This window comes from Pedococcus bigeumensis (genome assembly GCF_039531795.1).
Classification (GTDB): Bacteria; Actinomycetota; Actinomycetes; order Actinomycetales; family Dermatophilaceae; genus Pedococcus; species Pedococcus bigeumensis.
The window spans coordinates 1,879,447-1,894,848 of the sequence record NZ_BAAAQS010000001.1; the positions used below are offsets into that span (position 1 = coordinate 1,879,447).

A 15,402-nucleotide genomic window follows, 5' to 3' on the forward strand; every position below is an offset into this window, starting at 1 on the left:
CCCAAACACGGTTGCGCTACCAGACCAATGGTTCGACGGTTAAGAACTTGGTAAAGAAACCTCTGAACGGTGGAGAAGGGCCCCTCCCCGGGCACGAACTCCGAAGGATCGGTGGCCCAGCGGATCGATGCCCGACAAGACCGGAACTGTCCGGCTCGCCGGAAATGGGAGGACTCCGGGGCTGGCGGTCGAGCTCGTCGCCGGCTCCCGTGGTGCGCGCCCACGTGGTCCGGCCCGTCGGTAGGGTCGTGGCATGAGCGAGCAGCCCCCGAGTTCCGCGCCGGTCCCCGGCACCACCGCCGCAGCCGGAGAGGTCGCCGCGCCCTACGGCACCGGAGCCCAGGCCGCCCCGCAGCGCCGCGTGCGCATCCCCCACCTCCAGGCGATGAAGGAGAGGGGCGAGAAGTGGGCGATGCTCACGGCGTACGACATGTACTCCGCCGAGATCTTCGACGAGGCCGGCATCCCCGTCCTCTTGGTCGGCGACTCGGCCGGCAACAACGTCTACGGCTTCGAGACCACGGTGCCGGTCACGGTCGACCACCTCGTACCCCTGGTCCGGGCGGTCACGTCGGCCGCGAACCACGCGATGGTCGTGGCCGACCTCCCGTTCGGCTCGTACCAGGCCAGTCCGCAGCAGGCCCTGGCCACCGCCACCCGCATGATGAAGGAAGGCCTGGCCCACGCGGTCAAGCTCGAGGGCGGCAAGCCGATGGTGCCCGAGGTCGAGCTGCTGGTGCGCGCCGGCATCCCGGTGATGGGCCACATCGGGTTCACGCCGCAGAGCGAGCACGTCCTCGGTGGCTACCGCGTCCAGGGCCGGGGCGACTCGGGTGACCGCCTCGTCGAGGACGCCGTCGCGCTGGAGAAGGCCGGCTGCTTCGCCATCGTGATGGAGATGGTGCCGGCCCCACTGGCCGCGCGGGTCACCGAGGTGCTGTCCATCCCCACCATCGGCATCGGCGCCGGACCGGACTGCGACGCACAGGTTCTCGTGTGGCAGGACATGGCCGGCCTGCGTGGTGGCAAGGCACCGCGGTTCGTCAAGAAGTACGCCGACCTCCGTGGTGAGCTCGGCCGAGCAGCCGCCGCGTATGCCGCGGACGTCGCCTCGGGCGCGTTCCCGGCTGCGGAGAACTCCTTCCTCGAGTAGGCCGGAACTCCTGCATCGGTAGGACGCGACTCGGGCAATTCACCCGCTAGCGTCCATCGGTGGGTCCCGACCGGATCCGCCCCCACACCGAGGAGGACACCCCGTGCCCCAGCGTCTTCGCACCACCGCACTCGTCAGCGTCACTGCCGCCTGCGCCGCCATCGCCCTGGTGGCGGCCACGCCCGCCTCAGCCACGAAGCCCGGCAGCGGCAGCGCGACCGGCAGCGGGTCGGTCTTCATGGTGAACCCCGTCCAGTCGTCCGGCATCCAGTCGCTGACCGACCAGAAGGACTCCGACGCCGCAGTCCCCCAGAGCGCCTACGCGGTCGTCCCGCTGCGCAACCTCGACGGCTCGGGCTACCTGCGCGGCAAGTGGGCGAACGTCCAGTCCGCTACTGGCACACCGGCATACAGCACGACGAACACGTTCAACTACACCCGCCACCAGGACCAGTTCGAGCAGGTGATGGGCTACTTCTGGGTCAACCAGGCACAGGAGTACCTGCAGTCGCTCGGCTTCGGGTCGACCCTGCCCGGCATCGTCAAGCAGCCCTTCGACGTCAAGATCGACCAGTACGGCGGCGACAACTCGTACCAGACCGACAAGCCCTACCGGATCCGGCTCGGCAAGGGCGGCGTCGACGACGCGGAGGACGCCGAGGTGATCGTCCACGAGTACGGCCACGCCGTGCACGCCTCCCAGGTCCCCGGCTACGGCACCAGCCTGGACGCGGGGTCGATCGGCGAGTCGTTCGGCGACTACCTCGCCGTGTCGGTGGGGCTGGACGCGGCCGGTCAGTACGGCTGGCCGGTGCGTGCCGAGCAGGCCTGCCCGATGGACTGGGACTCGACCTCCTACACCGCTGCGCCGCACTGCATCCGACGGTTCGACACCGGCATGACCGTGCAGACCCGCGAGGGCGAGGTGCACGCCGATGGCCAGATCTGGAGCCAGGCGCTCTGGGAGATCCGGCTCGGCTACGTCGCGATGCACAAGACGACGCGCGACTGGGACACCACCCTCATCGACGCCCAGTTCCGCTTCGCGCCGGGCACGTCGTTCTCGGCCGCGGCCAAGGCGACCTACGACACCGCCCTGGCCCGCGACGGTGCGGCCGCCGCGGCGCTGGTCAAGGCCCGGTTCGCCGCTCGCGGCATCAGCTTCTAGTCCCCGTGCTGCGGCGGTGCACCGCACCGCCGCGGCGCCAGGACGGCATACGCCTGCGCGCAGGCGACGACCTCGTCGAGGCGCACCGACTCGTCGACGGCGTGCGCCTGCACGAGGTCGCCCGGGCCGAACTGCACGGTGGGTATGCCGTGCGCCGCGTAGTGCCGCAGGTCCGATCCGTAGGGTGCACCCTCGACCCGGGGCGCCCGGCCCGACACCGAGGCGGCAGCCGCAAGCATCTCGTCGAGCAGGCCGTGACCGGCCGGGAGCGAGCCGGACGCGAACGCGCCTCCGGGCCAGCTGACCCGCACGGGGTGCGCGGTCAGCCAGGCGTCACCCTCCCCCAGCGTCGCCATCGCGTCCTCGAACGCGCTCCGGGCCGTCTCGAGCGGTTCACCGGGCAGCACGCCGTACCGCCCCTCGGCCACGAGGAGGTCCGGGACGGTGCTCGCCCAGGTGCCCGACCGCACGATGCCGATCGAGATCGGGGCGACGAGGTCGAGGTGGGCGAACTCGGCTGGTGGGTCGACGTTCCGCCTCGCCTCGAGCTCTCGCAGAGCCGCCTGGACGGGCGCGAGGTGGTCGAGGGCGTTCTCCCCCGCGGTGCGGGTCGACCCGTGCGCGGCCCGCCCCTCGACCTCGAGGCGGAAGGTCAACGAGCCCGCGTTGGCCGGGATGACCGCCCCGCCGGTGGGTTCGGCGATGACGCAGGCGCTCGCGGAGTGCCCCGCCCGGAGGGTCGCGAACGCCCCCGCCCCGCCGTCCTCCTCGCCGCTGACCAGGTGCACGGCCAGTGGTCGTGCCAGCACCACCCCGCACGACCTCAACGCACGGACCGCGCCCAGCACCGCCGCCACCCCGCCGAGCATGTCGCAGGCCCCGCGCCCGGTCAGCAGCCCGTCGTCGAGTGCCAGCCGGAACGGGTCGGACCGCCATCGAGCCGGGTCGTCGACCGGGACGACGTCGGTGTGGCCGCACAGCGCGAGGGCGGGCAGCCCTTCGTCGGCGGCTCCGTCAGCGGCTCCGTCAGCGTCTCCGTCCGGGCCCCCTCCGGCGCCGCCGCGCGTGCCCGGCGCGGATGCGCCCGGCCATGTCCCGACGACCCCCACGAGCTCGTCGCGGGTGACCTCCATACCGGGGAAGCCGGCCTGGGCCGACTCTGCTGCGAGGTCGACCTCCCACTCCACGACCTCCAGCCCGAGGTCCCGCAACCTCGTTGCCGCCCAACGCTGGATGGCCGACTCCCCCGGCGAGCCACCCACCGCGGCGCAGGCGACGAGGGCGGCGAGGTCTGCCACCAACGCGTCGACGTCGACGGAGTCGACCAGCCGCCGCTCGAGGTCGTCGAGCTGCTGCGGCGGCAGCCCCGGGGCGGGTGCGGAGGTCTGGGGGGTCGGTCCGGCCATGTCCCGAGACTGTCACGCCCGGGGGCCCCCGGTGCGGGCACCTGTCCGCGCCCAGTCGGCCGCGCGGCATACGGTGGGGCCATGACCCTGCGCATCGGTTACAAGGCCTCCGCCGAGCAGTTCCCCCCTCGAGAGCTGCTCGACTTCGGCGTGCTGGCCGAAGAGGTGGGACTCGACAGCGTCCTCATCTCCGACCACTTCCAGCCGTGGCGCCACGACGGGGGCCACGCCCCCTTCTCACTCGCGTGGCTCGCGGCGCTCGGCGAGCGCACCGAGCGGGTCCAGATCGGCACCTCGGTCATGACGCCCACGTTCCGCTACAACCCGGCGGTGGTGGCCCAGGCGTTCGGCACCCTCGGCTCGATGTACCCCGGTCGGGTCATGCTGGGCATCGGCACCGGGGAGGCACTCAACGAAGTCGTCGTCGGCTCGGTGGACGAGTGGCCCGAGTTCAAGGAGCGGTTCGCGCGGCTGCGGGAGGCCGTCACCCTGATGCGCAAGCTGTGGACCGAGGAGCGGGTCACCTTCGAGGGCGACCACTACCGCGTCGTCGACGCCACCGTCTACGACCGTCCCGAGCAGCCGGTGCCCGTCTACGTCGCCGCCGGCGGCCCCCTCGTGGCCCGGTATGCCGGTCGCTCCGGTGACGGCTTCATCTGCACCTCGGGCAAGGGTGCGGAGCTCTACCGCGACAAGCTGCTGCCCGCTGTGGACGAAGGCCTGGCCAAGTCGGACCGCACCCGCGACGACCTCGACCGGATGATCGAGATCAAGCTGTCGTGGGACCCCGACCGCGAGCAGGCGGTGACGAACTGCCGCTTCTGGGCGCCCTTGTCGCTCACCGCGGAGCAGAAGCACGGCACGAGCGACCCGATCGAGCTGGAGCGGCTCGGCGACGAGCTGTCCGACGAACAGGTGGCCTCGCGCTGGATCGTCTCCGACGACCCGGAGGAGGTGGTCGCCGCTGTGAAGCCCTACGTCGACTGGGGTTTCAACCACCTGGTCTTCCACGGCCCGGGCCAGGACCAGGCCCGCTTCCTCACCACCTTCGCCGACCGGGTCGTGCCCGGGCTGCGCGAGCTCGGCTGACCGGGTTCCCCTGTGCCCCACCCCTATCTAGGCTGGAGGTGTCACGGCGACGGTGCTCGTGACGTGATGGTCCGCGACCAGGACGAGGGTGACCGAGCATGACGGAGATGGAGCCCCGCACCCTGTGGTCGGAGGTGTCCGGCGGGCCGGGCGCGGCGACGGCGTACCAGCGCCGGTTCGACGACCTGGCGGCGCAAGGCATGGACATCCACGGCGAGGCCGCGTTCGTCGCCTCGGTGCTGTCACCTCCGGCCCGCGTGCTGGACGCCGGGTGTGGCACCGGCCGAGTCGCCATCCAGCTCACCGCGTTGGGCTACCACTGCGTGGGGGTCGACGCCGACGCCGCGATGATCGAGGTCGCCGAGCAGCGGGACCCGTCGACCACCTGGGTGCGGCAGGACCTCAGCCGGCTCCAGCTCCGCTCGCAGGCCTTCGAGCTCGTCGTGCTGGCCGGCAACGTCATCCCCCTGCTGGCCCCCGGCACCCTCCTCGCCACCGTGCAGCGGCTCGCCGCCCACCTGCAGCCCGGTGGTCTGGTCGTCGCCGGCTTCGGGCTCGATGCCGCCCACCTGCCCGAAGGGTGTCCGGTCACGCCGCTGGAGGACTACGACCGGGCCTGCGAGGTCGCGGAGCTCAGCCTGTTGCGCCGGTACGGCACCTGGGACCGTGCGGCCTGGCGACCGGGCTCCGGCTACGCCGTCTCGGTCCACCGCCTCGACGACTGAGGACCGCGCGCCGCCTCGACGCCTGGGGACCGCGAGGGGAGCTCAGTCCTCGGAGCGGCCTTCCTCCCAGGCCTTGTCCTCGGCGTCCCACTTCTCGGTGCGCTCGCGCGCGGTCTGCAGCGCGTTGGCCGCCTCTTCCTGCGAGTCGTAGGGACCCATCAGGTCGTCCCCCTGGCTCTTGTTGTCGTCGCTCTCGACCTGACCGCTGCTGACGTTGTACCAGTAAGCCATGGGGTGCCCTCCAACTCGACGGATCTGCGTACGTCCCTAGACTCCACCGTATGCCGTTGACCTACGCAAGCGTGGCGCCGGGCGTGGTCTCCCCACGCCGGCCGGTGCCCGCCTCGATCGCGCGGCCCGAGTACGTCGACCGGCCCGCTCCGGCACGCGACACCGGGTCCGAGGTCAAGGACCCCGAGACCATCGAGCGGATGCGCGTGGCGGGACGCATCGCTGCGCAGGCCATGGCGGCCGCCGCCGCGGTCATCGCGCCCGGGGTCACCACGGACGAGATCGACCGGGTCGGCCACGAGTTCCTCCTCGACCACGGCGCCTACCCCTCGACGCTGGGCTACAAGGGGTTCCCCAAGTCGCTGTGCACCTCCGTGAACGAAGTCGTCTGCCACGGCATCCCCGACGACCGCCCGCTCGAGGACGGCGACATCGTCAACATCGACATCACCGCCTTCATCGGCGGCGTGCACGGCGACACCGACGCCACCTACCTCTGCGGTGACGTCGACGAGGAGTCGCGACAGCTGGTCGACCGCACGCGCGAGGCGATGATGCGCGGCATCAAGGCCGCCATCCCCGGTCGCGAGATCAACGTGATCGGGCGGGTGATCCAGAGCTACGCGCGGCGCTTCGGCTACGGCGTCGTCCGTGACTTCACCGGGCACGGGATCGGCCGCACGTTCCACAGCGGCCTGGTCATCCCCCACTACGACGCGGCGCCCTCCTACAACACCGTGATCGAGCCCGGCATGACGTTCACGATCGAACCGATGCTCAACCTCGGCACCCCCGAGTGGGAGATGTGGGACGACGGGTGGACAGTCGTGACGGCAGACCGCCGACGTTCGGCACAGTTCGAGCACACGATCCTGATCACCGAGACCGGCAACGAGATCCTCACGCTGGCATAGCCCGGCGACACCGCAAGGAAGGCGGACCGATGGCGAAGGAAGCCAAGCAGGCCAAGCACGGACTCCCGTTGGGGATCGACGTGGGAGGCAGCGGCATCAAGGGTGCGCCCGTCGACCTCTCGACAGGCGCCTTCGCGGCCAAGCGGATGCGGATCGACACCCCCATGCCTTCGACACCCGAGGCCGTCGCCGCGGTGATCAACCAGATCGTCGACCACTTCGAGGATGTCCGGGGTGACTCCCCGATCGGCGTGACCATCCCCGGGGTGGTGACCCACGGCATGGTCAGGTCCGCCGCCAACATCGACAAGTCGTGGCTCGACTTCGATGCCGAGCCGATGCTGGAGGAGGTGCTGGGCCACGACATCGTGCTGGTCAACGACGCCGACGCCGCGGGGGTCGCCGAGCTCTACTACGGCGCCGCCAAGGGCCAGAAGGGCCTGGTGGTGCTCACCACCCTGGGCACCGGCATCGGCACGGCGCTGATCTACGACGGTGTGCTCATCCCGAACTCCGAGCTCGGCCACCTCGAGATCGACGGCTTCGACGCCGAGTCGCGCGCGGCCTCCTCGATCAAGGACAAGGAGGGCCTGTCCTACCCCGTCTGGGCGGAGCGGCTGCAGCGCTACTACAGCCACCTCGAGGCCCTGCTGTGGCCGGACCTCATCGTGGTCGGTGGCGGGGTCTCGAAGGACGCCGAGAAGTTCCTGCCACTGCTCAAGCTCAAGACCCCCATCGTGCCCGCCACCCTCGAGAACAAGGCGGGCATCATCGGGGCCGCCCACCTCGCCGCCCACAAGTAGCAGCGAGCCAGGAGGGCGGCGGCGGATCCGAACGACAGGGCGCGCAGCCGAGCCAGGGACTCAGCGCATGGCGACGAGGTCCTGCAGGAGCAGGGCCTGGCGCCGGCGGAACAGGTCGGCACCCAGGCGCGTCCCGACCACGAGCGCCACGACACCCAGCACGGGACCGAGCACCAGGGCGGCCCACGACGCCCAGTCCACGCCCAGGTATGCCGCGACCGCGAGCCCGAGCGCGGGGAGTGACAGCGTCCACACGGCGACCCCGCAGACGGCCTGGACACCGAGCGTCACCCCGACCGATCCCGGGCGGCTGGTGAACGGGTTCTCGCCGGGTGCCGGCACGGCATACTGCTTCACCGCGCTGGTGACGCAGGCCACCGCGAAACCGTTGAGCGCCAACGCAACTGCCGTGCCGAAGGTTGCTGGCAACATACGCCACGGTGCACCCAACGCGGGTCCGAGCAGGCAGTACGCGGGCACGCAGACCGCGGCCATCAGCCCCGAGGGAAAGAGGCGGCCGAGCCGGTCACTGACGCCGTCGACGCCCGACGCGACGTGCAGCCAGAAGGCCGTGGAGTCGTAACCCACGTCGTTGTGCTGACCCCAGCCGATCAGGTATGCAGACGCGAGCGGCATCGCCAGGAGGGCCAGGTCGGACCCCGAGCCGACCCCGGGGATCAGCAGCCCCGCAGGCAGCAGGATGGTCATGATCGCGGGGACGTTGAACCGGGGGTCGCGGACCCAGTAGGTGCCCGCCCGCGCCGCGATCGCACCCATCGGCGTCGCCGGGAGCCGGCCGAACAGCCCGAGGCCGGCCGAGACCTTGCCGCCGTCCGCGGAGGCCGACCGCGGGTTGCGCAGGACGGAGACGAGGAGCCGTTCCCAGACCACGAGCAGGATGAGGACCAGGCATGCAGCCAGGGCGAGGTGCGCCAGGCCCGTGCTCCACTCCCCCAGCACGAAGTCTCCGGCCGGCGCCCAGGCCCAGCCCAGGGGTGTCCAGGCGAGCACCGCCGCCGCGCTGTCGAGGGTCGTGCGGTCGATGCCCCCGTCGGACAGGCCACCGACGAGCGGTCCCGCGACGACGAACACCAGCAGGCCACCGACGCCGGCCACGTCGCGTCCGCGCCGGGTGGCGAGCACCGCAGCCGCGGCGGCCGTGACGATCCGGCTGAGCAGGACGCAGGTGAGCAGCCCGAGGAGCCCACCGACGAGCGCGGCCAGCGTCGCGACAACGGACCGTGACCCAGCGACAACCGTCCCGAGCACGAGCAGCACCGTGGCCACGCCGGGCAGCCCGACCAGGGCGGTGAGGACCAGCCCGACGGCCAGCGTCCGCTCCCGGACGGCGAAGGTCGCGAACCGCGTCGGATCGAGGGTGGGGTCGACACCGAAGAGGATGATCGGCAGCAGCGACCAGCCGACCACCAGCCCCGAGCCCGCCACCACGACGACGGCACGGGCCAGGTCGAGGTCGCCCTGCGCGCGCAGGGCCATCATCCCGGCGAGGACGAGCACGACGAACCCACCGCCGTAGATCACGCCGATCACCATCCCGACGACGGCGGCGACGCTGCGCCGCAAGCCGTTGCGGAGCAGGTGGAGCTTCAGTCGGACGAGGTGCGCAACCACGCCAGCCCCTCCACGGTGGTGCTGCCGCCGACGAGGTCGAGGAAGCGGTCCTCCAGGCTCGCGCCGGCCCGCACGTCGTCGAGCGTGCCCGAGGCGCGCACCACGCCGGCGGCGATGATCGCCACATCGGTGCAGATGCGCTCGACGAGGTCCATCACGTGGCTGGAGAGGACGACGGTCCCGCCGTTGGCCGCGAAGTCCTCGAGGATGCCCCGGATGGTGCGGGCCGAGACCGGGTCGACGGCCTCGAACGGCTCATCCAGGACCAGCAGCCGGGGGGCGTGGATGAGGGCGCACGCGAGGGTGATCTTCTTGGTCATGCCCGCCGAGTAGTCGATGACCAGCTTCTCCCTGGCGTCGGTCAGCCCCAGGGCCGCGAGGAGCTCGGCGGTACGCTCCGCGACGAGGCGGCGGTCCATCCCACGCAACAGGCCGGCATACGTCACGAGCTGCTGCCCGGTGAGGCGGTCGAAGAGGCGCAGGCCGTCCGGGAGGATGCCGATCTGCGACTTGGCGGCGACGGGGTCGGCCCACACGTCGACGCCGAGCACGTGGGCCGTGCCGGAGTCGGGGCGCAGCAGCCCCGTGGCCATGGAGAGCGTCGTGGTCTTGCCGGCCCCGTTGGGACCCACGAGGCCGTAGAACGAGCCCCTGGGCACGTCGAGGTCGAGACTGTCGACTGCGGTGGTCTGGCCGAAGCGCTTGGTCAGCCCGCGCAGGCCCAGCGCGACCTCGGGCGGTCGCGTGGTCACGGGCGGCGCCCCTGCGGCTGGCTCGGTCGTGGTCTGCGAGTCCGACATGGGACGACGCTAACCCGTCACCGCTGTCTTGCGACGAGCATTGCCTTCTTCGGCACGTTCTTCTCCACCGTGTAGCGGCGCGGCTTCTCCGGGTCGTGCTCGGCGTAACCCATCTTCTCCAGGCGCATGAGCACCACCGGACACTGCGCGCAACGCGGCTTGTCCTTGCAGCACTTCTTCTTCGCCTTGGCGACCTTGGCACCCTTGGGGACCTTGGAGTTCTTGGGCACGAATCGAGAGTAGGTGAGGCTATCCTAAGAACCAAATCCGGCCCGTCGGCGACCGACCGCCCGACCTGGGTCAGCCGGCGTCGAACTCCTCCGGCGCTCCCCCGGCGAGGTCGTGGATCCGGGTCTCCTTCGATCCGAGGTTCGCCGCCTGCGTGAGGTAGAGCGTCCGCCCTGCGGCGTTGAGCAGCCCGTCGTGCACCGGGATCGCGTGCGGAGCCGCCAGGCGCCGCAGGAAGGCGGTCATCTCGCGGCTGCGCGCCCACGGGGCGTTGAGCGGGAACGCCAGCACGTCGACGCCCTCCGGTTCGGCATCCAAGGAGTCGCCGGGGTGGAAGAAGGTGGGCTCGCCGTCGGCACTGATCCGCATCCCGGTGTTGTGGATCCTGGGGATCTCCTCGTGGATGAGGGCATGCAGCTCCCCCACGCCCTGCACCGTCACCGCGCCGACCGTGGCCGTGTCACCCGCGGCGAAGGCGGTGACGTCGATGCCCTTGTCCCGCAGGATCGTCGCGGTGTCTGGGTCGGTGACGACCTGCGCGCCGGCGTTGGCCCGCAACAGGTCGGGGAGCCGGTCCTGGTCGAGGTGGTCCGGGTGCTGGTGGGTCACCAGCACCGCGTCGAGGTCGCGCAGCTCCTGGGCTGCCGGTGACCACGCACCAGGGTCGAGCAGGAGGCGGGTGTCCGCAATCTCCACGAGCAGGCTGGCATGTCCGAGGTGGGTGATTCGCATGACCTCACCGTAGGCACAAACCGCCCGACCCGGCACCACTCGCGGCCGCACTCTCCCGTGACGGCGCTAGGAGACTGCGGACCTGTACCCCGCCACGCGCTCGACGTACGAGAAGGCGTTCGAACGTATCGCGGCGCGCTCGGCGTCCGTGGTCTCGCGCCGGACCTTGGCGGGGAGGCCCATGACCAAGGAGTGGGGTGGGATGGAGGACCCCTCGGGAACCATCGCCCCCGCCCCGACGATCGACCCTTCCCCGATGCTGGCGCCATTGAGGACGACCGCACCCATCCCGATCAGCACGTTGTCGTCGACGAGACACCCGTGGAGCACCGCGTTGTGGCCCACCGTGACGCCAGCCCCGAGGCGTAGTGGAATCCCGCGATCGGCGTGCAGGACGCAGCCGTCCTGCACGTTGCTTCCGGCACCGATCGTGATCGCCTCGCCGTCGGCCCGGATGACCGCCGAGAACCACACGCTGCTGTTCTCAGCCATCGATGCAGAGCCGATCACGGTGGCATTCGGCGCGACCCATGCGGACTCGTGGATCTGCGGCGTCCGGTCGGGCAAGGAGATCAGCATGGCGCCCCGTCTCAGGTCTGGTCGGTTTCCACGAGCACGACGCACAAGGTGCGCGGCCCGTGCACGCCCTCGACGCGGTCGAGCTCGATGTCGCTCGTCGCTGACGGGCCGCTGATGAAGGTGATCGGCCGTTCGCCCGCCAACCGCGACAACATCTCGGGGACGGAGGCCACGACCTGGTCGGTGCGCACGACACACACGTGGAGATCAGGGATGAGCGTGATCGCGCGACGCCCTTGGTCCGGTGACGCGTCGAGGGCGATGGTGCCGGTCTCGGCACACGCCACCGTCGCGGCGGTGAGCACCGCGGCATACCTGTCGAGCTCTTGTGCCCCGAGGCCCTCGTGGTCGGGCTCGGCACCCGGGCACCATTCCTGCGGCACTCCCGGGGCACGCAGCACGGGAGAGGCTGCGGCCAGGAGCCCGCGCACTGAGTCGGCCAGCGCGTCCGGTCGGCAGCGCACCACGGTGGCGCGGTAGTCGACCAGCCGATCCTCGAGGAGGTCGACCAGGGCGCCTGCGGCGACGGAAGTAGGAGCGGACCCGCGTCTGTAGTCACGCTGGACCGGAAGGACCTCGATGCCTTCGTTGGCCTCCCTGATGCGCTGGAGGATGTCTTCGCGAGCGCCCATCAGTCCTCCCTGGTCCTTTCCCACCACTCGCGGAACGTCTCCGGCGGGGGCGCCGGAGCGTCCCTGCTGGTGGTCCAGGCCGAGAGCGGGAACGGCAGGGACCTGAAGCGCCCGCGTCGTGCGAACGGGCGCACCACGCGCGAGGCCGTCTCCGCCGCGCGGAAGCGACCAGGGCTGCGCATGACCCACGCCACGAGCGCCAGCGCCGCAGCCTCGGCCGTCGGCAGACGACGCTCCCTGGCCTGCTCCTCGGTGTGACGCTCCCGCAGGTGGACGAGGAGGGACGGGATGTCGATCCGCACCGGGCACGCGTCGAAGCAAGCGCCGCACAGCGACGACGCGAAGGGCAGGGAGGCGTTGTCCTCGATGCCCGTCAGCTGAGGGGTGAGCACCGCACCGATCGGGCCGGGGTAGACGGACCCGTAGGCGTGGCCGCCGGTGCGTTCGTAGACGGGGCACACGTTCATGCACGCACTGCACTTGATGCAGTGCAGCACCGAGCGGCCGACGTGGTCGCCCAGCGTCGCGGTCCGCCCGTTGTCGAGCAGCACGAGGTGGAACGCCTGCGGCCCGTCGCCGGGAGTGACCCCGGTCCAGGCCGAGGTGTAGGGGTTCATCCGCTCTCCCGTCGACGACCGGGGCAGCAGCTGGAGGAACACCTCGAGGTCCTGCCAGGTCGGGACCACCTTCTCGATGCCCATCACGGTGATCAGGGTCTCTGGCAGGGTGAGGCACATCCGGCCGTTCCCCTCGGACTCCACCACCAGGAGCGTCCCCGAGTCGGCGACCGCAAAGTTGGCCCCGCTCACGGCGACCTTGGCGGTCAGGAACTTCTGCCTCAGGTGGGTGCGAGCCGCCATCGCCAGCTCGCGCGGGTCGTCGGTCAGGTCAGCCGATACGCCGGGCATCTCGCGCAGGAAGATCTCGCGCACCTCGGCCCGATTGCGATGGATCGCCGGGACGAGGATGTGGGAGGGCTTGTCATGGCCGAGCTGGACGATCAGCTCGGCCAGGTCGGTCTCGGTGGCCGTGATCCCATGGGCCTCCAGCGCCTCGTTGAGGCCGATCTCCTGGGTGACCATCGACTTGACCTTGACCACCTCGCGCTCCCCTGTCGCAAGGATGAGGTCGGCGATGATCGCATTGGCCTCGTTGGCATCCCGGGCCCAGTGCACTACGCCACCCTGACGCGTGACCGCCTCCTCGAGGGTGCGCAGGTGCTCGTCGAGGTTGGCCATGGTGGCGGCCTTGAGCTGCTCGCCAGCCAGGCGGAGCTCCTCCCAGTCGGGCACCTCGTCGACCACGGCCGCGCGCTTCTCGCGGATCGTGCGAGTCGCCCGTCCGATGTTGGCTCGCAGCTGGGTGTCACCCAGCGCAGCCTTGGCAGCCTGGGGAAAGGACTCGTCGCCACGCAAGCCTCCGACACCCCTGGGCGCGTGCTGGGCGGGCATGCCCAGGAAGGTGCTCATCGCATGACCCCCGAGGTCTCGGTCGACGCGAGGATCTCGGCCAGGTGCACGGCACGGGTCCCGACCCGCAACCGCGACAGTCCGCCGCCGATGTGCATCAGGCACGACGAGTCGCCGGCGGTGACCGCCTCGGCCTTGGTTGCCATCACGTTCTTCATCTTGTCGGCGAGCATGGCGGTGGACGTGTCCGAGTTCTTCACCGCGAAGGTGCCGCCGAACCCGCAGCACTGGTCAGCATCGGGGAGCTCGACCAGGTCGAGTCCCCTGACGGCACGCAGCAGCCGCAGGGGCTTGTCCTCGACGCGCAGCATCCTCAGTGAGTGACAGGTCGGGTGGTACGTCACGCGGTGCGGGTAGTGCGCCCCGACGTCCTCGACCCCGAGGACGTCCACGAGGAACTCGGACAGCTCGAAGGTGTGGGTTGCCACGCGCTCCGCACGGTTGGCGAGGTCGTGGTCGCCAGCCTTGCGCGCGAGCATCGCGTGCTGGTGGCGCACCGCGCCCACACACGACCCCGAGGGGGCGACGATCGCGTCATACTCCTCGAACGTCTCCACGTGGTGGCGGACCAAGGGCACCGCCTTGCGTCCGTAACCCGTGTTGGTGTGCATCTGGCCGCAGCACGTCTGCGACTTCGGGAAGACCACTTCGTGGCCGAGGCGCTCGAGTACCGCCACCGTCGCCCGGCCGACCTCCGGGAAGAGCCCGTCGGCCAAGCAGGTCACGAACAGGGCGACCCTCATGACGCTGGCCTGACGATGACCGCGAGGGGGTTGCCGTCCGGCGGGCCCTGATGCGAGTTCTGTTCTCCCCCGCTGACGAAGACCTCGGTGAGTCCTGTCGTCGACGCGAGCAGGAACCCACCCATCGCCTTGGCGACGTGATAGCCCACCTGGTCCTCGAGCAGGGTGATGCGTCGCCCGTTCAGCTCGCTCGTGCCAGGCATGATCATCTTGGCGAGCGCATAGACGAGGCTCTCGGACGCGGCGAGCGTGTCGCCCCCCACGACCTCGACACCGGCCGACTCCAAGGCCCCTGCCACCGCCGAGCCGTCGATGATGCTGCGCATCGACCGGTGGCCGATGCGCAGGGCGCTCGAGGACGTGGTGGAGTTGCCGAGCAGCAGAACCTCCGCGTGCGTCTTCTCCCCACCGGAGGACGTGAGGGCGACGTCGGAGAAGACCGAGTAGTCGCGGCGGACCATGGTGTCGTGGACGTCGTCGTCGGCCGCCTCGCCGAGCGCGAGGGCGACCCCCAGTGCGGAGGCGTCGTTCGAGTAGCAGATGGCACCCTCGGGCCCGATGGACACGTCGTGGGTCACCGTGTCGTGGCCGCGTCGTCTCGCGTCGGCGATGCTCTCCGGGCTCAGGGACGGAGCCTTCACGAGGACGGCGTGAACGTCGGCCGGGTCCTGCACCCCGGCATCCGCCAGGGCCCGCTCGACGGCTGCACGCACCTTGGTGATCTGCCCCATCCGCCCGATCTCCTCGGGGAGGATGTCGGCGGAGTGGGCCAGGCCGGCCACGAGTCGAGGCTCGCCGACGGCCGGCTCGCCAGCGTCGTCAGTGCGGGTGAAGACGGCGACGTGGGGGGTGATGACGCCCGGGCTCCCACCCGAGAGCACGATGCAGAGGCGGTCACCGACGTCGGTCGCGGTCGTGCCGAGGCGTGCAGCCACGAGCTCCTTGATGGCACGGTCAGCTGCCTCGCGGCCGGTGTCCTTACCGAGCCCGGTGCCCTCCGACTTACCGACGAGTGCGATGACGTTCTCGGGCGCCACGATGCCCTCGTCGAAGAGGCGCGCGAGCTCCGAGACGTCTCCGGGCGAGCGCATCTGACAG

At 70.8% G+C, this 15,402-nt stretch carries 17 protein-coding genes; 6 read left to right on the plus strand and 11 right to left on the minus strand.

What is annotated here, in order from left to right:
* Nucleotides 1–253: 253 nt before the first annotated feature.
* Complete coding sequence (panB, locus tag ABD262_RS08915) at nt 254–1,153, plus strand: 3-methyl-2-oxobutanoate hydroxymethyltransferase (RefSeq protein ID WP_344134228.1); 900 nt, start codon at nt 254–256, stop codon at nt 1,151–1,153.
* Between the two features lie 103 nt (nt 1,154–1,256).
* Nucleotides 1,257–2,321: a M36 family metallopeptidase gene (locus ABD262_RS08920; protein WP_344134231.1), complete on the plus strand. Its 1,065-nt coding sequence runs from the start codon at nt 1,257–1,259 to the stop codon at nt 2,319–2,321.
* Here the strand turns inward: ABD262_RS08920 and ABD262_RS08925 are convergent.
* Nucleotides 2,318–3,727, minus strand: a complete 1,410-nt coding sequence (locus ABD262_RS08925) for an ArgE/DapE family deacylase (RefSeq protein ID WP_344134234.1) — start codon at nt 3,725–3,727, stop codon at nt 2,318–2,320. The genes ABD262_RS08920 and ABD262_RS08925 overlap by 4 nt on opposite strands.
* Nucleotides 3,728–3,808: 81 nt before the next feature.
* On the opposite strand from ABD262_RS08925, the gene fgd reads away from it, so the two are divergent.
* Both fgd and ABD262_RS08935 read left to right on the plus strand, forming a co-directional pair.
* On the plus strand, nt 3,809–4,816 hold the full coding sequence (fgd, locus tag ABD262_RS08930) for a glucose-6-phosphate dehydrogenase (coenzyme-F420) (protein WP_344134237.1): 1,008 nt from the start codon (nt 3,809–3,811) through the stop codon (nt 4,814–4,816).
* A gap of 98 nt (nt 4,817–4,914) precedes the next feature.
* On the plus strand, nt 4,915–5,541 hold the full coding sequence (locus tag ABD262_RS08935) for a class I SAM-dependent methyltransferase (protein ID WP_344134239.1): 627 nt from the start codon (nt 4,915–4,917) through the stop codon (nt 5,539–5,541).
* Nucleotides 5,542–5,583: 42 nt separating this feature from the next.
* On the opposite strand, the gene ABD262_RS08940 is transcribed toward ABD262_RS08935, so the two are convergent.
* Nucleotides 5,584–5,772: a methionine aminopeptidase gene (locus tag ABD262_RS08940; RefSeq protein ID WP_344134242.1), complete on the minus strand. Its 189-nt coding sequence runs from the start codon at nt 5,770–5,772 to the stop codon at nt 5,584–5,586.
* Between the two features lie 50 nt (nt 5,773–5,822).
* On the opposite strand from ABD262_RS08940, the gene map reads away from it, so the two are divergent.
* Both map and ppgK read left to right on the plus strand, forming a co-directional pair.
* On the plus strand, nt 5,823–6,686 hold the full coding sequence (gene map / locus ABD262_RS08945; protein WP_344134245.1) for a type I methionyl aminopeptidase: 864 nt from the start codon (nt 5,823–5,825) through the stop codon (nt 6,684–6,686).
* Between the two features lie 29 nt (nt 6,687–6,715).
* Nucleotides 6,716–7,489 carry a polyphosphate--glucose phosphotransferase gene (gene ppgK / locus ABD262_RS08950; RefSeq protein ID WP_344134248.1) on the plus strand — a complete coding sequence of 258 codons (774 nt, stop codon included), beginning with the start codon at nt 6,716–6,718 and terminating at the stop codon, nt 7,487–7,489.
* A gap of 60 nt (nt 7,490–7,549) precedes the next feature.
* Here the strand turns inward: ppgK and ABD262_RS08955 are convergent, their stop codons facing one another.
* The 9 genes from ABD262_RS08955 to ABD262_RS08995 form a co-directional block, all read right to left on the minus strand.
* Nucleotides 7,550–9,121: a hypothetical protein gene (locus ABD262_RS08955; protein WP_344134251.1), complete on the minus strand. Its 1,572-nt coding sequence runs from the start codon at nt 9,119–9,121 to the stop codon at nt 7,550–7,552.
* Nucleotides 9,097–9,921: an ABC transporter ATP-binding protein gene (locus ABD262_RS08960; RefSeq protein WP_344134254.1), complete on the minus strand. Its 825-nt coding sequence runs from the start codon at nt 9,919–9,921 to the stop codon at nt 9,097–9,099. The genes ABD262_RS08955 and ABD262_RS08960 overlap by 25 nt, the downstream gene beginning before the upstream one ends.
* A 17-nt stretch (nt 9,922–9,938) precedes the next feature.
* Nucleotides 9,939–10,151 (minus strand): hypothetical protein, encoded by a 213-nt coding sequence (locus ABD262_RS08965; RefSeq protein ID WP_344134257.1) that lies wholly within the window; start codon nt 10,149–10,151, stop codon nt 9,939–9,941.
* A gap of 70 nt (nt 10,152–10,221) precedes the next feature.
* Entirely contained in the window at nt 10,222–10,881 is a 660-nt protein-coding gene (locus ABD262_RS08970; protein WP_344134260.1) for an MBL fold metallo-hydrolase, read from the minus strand.
* Nucleotides 10,882–10,947: 66 nt separating this feature from the next.
* On the minus strand, nt 10,948–11,460 hold the full coding sequence (locus ABD262_RS08975) for a gamma carbonic anhydrase family protein (protein ID WP_344134263.1): 513 nt from the start codon (nt 11,458–11,460) through the stop codon (nt 10,948–10,950).
* A gap of 11 nt (nt 11,461–11,471) precedes the next feature.
* Complete coding sequence (locus ABD262_RS08980) at nt 11,472–12,092, minus strand: LutC/YkgG family protein (RefSeq protein ID WP_344134266.1); 621 nt, start codon at nt 12,090–12,092, stop codon at nt 11,472–11,474.
* Nucleotides 12,092–13,561, minus strand: a complete 1,470-nt coding sequence (locus tag ABD262_RS08985; protein WP_344134269.1) for a LutB/LldF family L-lactate oxidation iron-sulfur protein — start codon at nt 13,559–13,561, stop codon at nt 12,092–12,094. Before ABD262_RS08985 ends, ABD262_RS08980 begins: the two co-directional genes overlap by 1 nt.
* On the minus strand, nt 13,558–14,304 hold the full coding sequence (locus ABD262_RS08990) for a (Fe-S)-binding protein (RefSeq protein WP_344134272.1): 747 nt from the start codon (nt 14,302–14,304) through the stop codon (nt 13,558–13,560). Before ABD262_RS08990 ends, ABD262_RS08985 begins: the two co-directional genes overlap by 4 nt.
* Nucleotides 14,301–15,395, minus strand: coding sequence for a ring-opening amidohydrolase (locus tag ABD262_RS08995; protein WP_344134274.1), 1,095 nt, complete (start codon nt 15,393–15,395; stop codon nt 14,301–14,303). The genes ABD262_RS08990 and ABD262_RS08995 overlap by 4 nt, the downstream gene beginning before the upstream one ends.
* Nucleotides 15,396–15,402: the final 7 nt, after the last annotated feature.